Origin of the sequence: Pseudovibrio sp. Ad37 (assembly GCF_001623075.1) — a bacterium.
Lineage (GTDB): Bacteria > Pseudomonadota > Alphaproteobacteria > Rhizobiales > Stappiaceae > Pseudovibrio.
Genome location: NZ_LMCF01000200.1, coordinates 1 through 3,260 on the forward strand (window position 1 = coordinate 1; position 3,260 = coordinate 3,260).

Sequence of the window (3,260 nt, forward strand, 5' to 3'; positions counted from 1 at the left end):
TCACCTTTTATAACCAGAAGCGCCCACATTCATCGCTTGACTGGAATACCCCGGATCAGGCTTACTGCACCCACCCGCAGCACATAACTCAAGCTGCTGCGTAATCGGAGCGGATCCACTTATAAAAGACGCTCACCTGTCCAAATAAACGGAACCACCTCTATCCTTGTACTTCCTCATTGCGCTCTGTAATAACTTTTTTCAAAGGCCGCGACTGCCTGCCCGACTCTACTCTTGACTATCGGGGCGCCTGTAGTCTCCATAGCAAAGGCTATCAGGGATCCCATAGTTGTTTCTGGGATCAAACCAGGATGCAATAGTGAACCTCAAGAAACTCCTTTGACCAACTGTAATAGAGCCCTTGAGAGATACCTTCCAGCCAGCATAACTCAGAAACACTACCTTATTTTTCCTCTCCTGCAGAACCCTTCAGGGGAGGTCGGCCTATCAGTTCCATTGGCATTGGAAAGACAATCGTATTACTTCTATCGCTTGCGATTGTCTGCAATGTTGTCAGATAACGCAGCTGCATAGCTTGATTGTTCTGGGAGAGAATTGCGGCAGCTTCTAAAAACTTTTCCGCCGCTTGGTGTTCGCCCTGCGCGTCGATGACCTTAGCACGGCGAAGCCGCTCTGCCTCTGCCTGCTTTGCGATTGCACGGATCATGCGTTCATCAAGGTCGATGTGCTTCAGTTCCACATTTGACACCTTAATACCCCAGGTTTCCGTCTGTTCATCCAGAATACGCTGGATATCAGAATTTAGCCGATCTCTCGATGCAAGCATTTCGTCAAGTTCATGTTGGCCTGCGACCGAGCGCAGGGTTGTCTGGGCCAGTTGGGTCGTCGCCTGAAGGAAATCCTCAACCTGTATGATCGCCCGTTCAGCGTCCACGGCGCGAAAATACACGACAGCATTGACTTTAACGGAGACATTGTCCCGCGAAATTACATCCTGCTCAGGCACGTCTAGAACACGTATGCGCAAATCCACGCGAACCATCTGCATGATACCCGGAAGGACAATGATCAAGCCCGGACCTTTCACTTTCCAGAAACGCCCCAGCAGGAAGATGACACCTCGCTCATACTCCCGCAAAATCTTCAATGATGAAAAAACAATCAGGACCGGAATCAGGACAATCAAAGTCCAGGAATAGTTAAGCAGTTCGTTCATGATTGATGCTCATTTTTTAGGGGAGAGACGGTGAGGGTTAAACCCTCAATAGCCGATACTTCGACGGTGTGGCCCGGCCTTACAGGCGTTGTACTTGTTGCCTGCCATACTTCGCCATGAATCCTGACGTGCCCCTTTCTTCCATTCCAGTCTAAAACCACGGCTTTGCTGCTGAGCATTTCTTCCCGCCCTGTCACGACAGCACGGCCCTTCGAGCGCATGAGAAGATAAAGAATTACGAAAAAAACGCCCGCACTAACAGCTGCGATCGACCCAATCAGCATGGGAGATACCTCCAGTTCAGGAGTATCACTGTCGATCAGCATTATTGAACCCAGCACAAATGCGGTGGCGCCACCCAGTCCGAGCACGCCAAAGCTGGGCGCAAACGCTTCAGCGATCATAAGACCAAGTCCGACAAGAATTAAAGCCAGTCCGGCATAGTTGACCGGCAGCAGCTGAAAGGCGTAGAGCGCTAAGAACAAGCAGATCACACCGGTGATCCCAGCGATGAAAATGCCTGGACTGTAAAATTCCAGGACAATGCCGTAGATACCGATAAGAAATAAAATATAGGCAACACTCGGATTGGTGATGACAGAAAGAAACTCGGTTCGCCAATCTGGCTCCAGCGGAACAATCGTCAGATTATCTGTATTGAGGTTAATCCGTCCTGCCAGCAACTCCACAGACCGCCCATTTAGTTGCTGAAGAAGATCGGTTTGACTATCAACAATGAAGTCTATGACCCCTTCCTCAAGAGCATCGACCGCCGTTAGGCTGGCAGCTTCGCTGACCGCCTTTTCTGCCCACTCTGAGTTTCGGTTCCTCAACTGGGCGAGGCTCTTGATATAGGCCTTCGCATCGCTGATAGCTTTGAAGGAGGAGGACGGGGTCGCACTTGTCTCTTCATCCTCTTCGTTGTCGGAACCTCCCGATCCGGGAAAACCACCGCCTATCTGAACCGGTGTTGCTGCACCAAGATTGGTTCCCGGTGCCATGGCAGCGATGTGGCATGCGTAGAGAATATAGGTTCCGGCACTGGCCGCACGGGCACCACTCGGCGCAACATACCCAACAACTGGAACCGGAGATGCCAGAATGGCATGAACGATGGTGCGCATTGCGGTGTCAAGACCACCAGGAGTGTTTAAGGTTATGATGGCAAGCGTAGCCCCATTTTCCTGTGCTGATTGGAGGCTACGTGTCACATAGTCAGCAGTGGCCGGCCCTATAGGGCCTTCAATACGGATGAGCGAGGCTGTCCGATCCGTTTGGGCAGCACCGTAGCTCGTTGTGAAAAGCGCAAAAATGAAGAAGCTACCGATTAGAATTGCCTGAAAAACGACACATCGAATACACTCAAATCCTAAATCTTTAAGATTTTCAATCTGCCATTTCGTTCTTGTGACCGCTAATAACATTTCAAGGTGCGTTCTGTTTTTAATTGGTTACATATGGATATCTACACTACCTGCATAAGGTAACGTGGTAACGACGCAATCAATTAAGAGTTGCTGGTGTAGTGTTCAGCCGATTATCTGTATTTATACTGCCACATAACGCGGGGAATGGGGAATTTGATGAGTATGACAGTTTCTGAGGACTTAAGAAATCTCCAAACTGTTTGCATGTAAACGAAAATTATTTGTTCACGAAGCAGCTTGATGAGGTATCGGAGGATAGAGTTTCAAACTGCCTATCCTCGTCCAAGCTCGTCACAGCTCGTCCAAATGACAGGCATAGTCTGGCACTTGACTAAATGGGGCGTGTTCAAGATATGTGTAAAATATTCTTGACTTGTGCCTGAGCAATAAGGCCTCAAACTTGATAAGCGCCTATTGATCCCATGGTGAACCCTCTGTATTGCGCGCTTGCACAACTTTTCTGCGGACGAAGTGAACTTTTGCTGTAAACGCAAAGAGCTGCGCGCGCAAAAGTTTACTCGCTGGACGAACGGGCCAATAGCATGCGTAATCGGGCTCGTCCTTCATGAGAGGTCAGCTCCTGTTAAGATCGCAGCATATTGCTGCGAGGATGGGAGAGCACCATGGAATACTATGCTGGTTTGGATGTTTCTTTA

Annotated in this window: 2 protein-coding genes; both read right to left on the bottom strand. The window is 49.4% G+C overall.

Annotated elements, in window-relative coordinates; translation table 11 throughout:
- Positions 1-403: 403 nt before the first annotated feature.
- Entirely contained in the window at positions 404-1,177 is a 774-nt protein-coding gene (locus PsAD37_RS21240; protein WP_063297837.1) for a slipin family protein, read from the bottom strand.
- Positions 1,174-2,388, bottom strand: coding sequence for a nodulation protein NfeD (locus tag PsAD37_RS21245; protein ID WP_206600098.1), 1,215 nt, complete (start codon positions 2,386-2,388; stop codon positions 1,174-1,176). The genes PsAD37_RS21240 and PsAD37_RS21245 overlap by 4 nt, the downstream gene beginning before the upstream one ends.
- Between the last annotated feature and the right edge of the window lie 872 nt (positions 2,389-3,260).

Coding starts and splice junctions, on each gene's coding strand:
- PsAD37_RS21240 (WP_063297837.1), bottom strand. CDS start 1,177: ATGAACGAACTGCTTAACTATTCCTGGACTTTGATTGTCCTGATTCCG.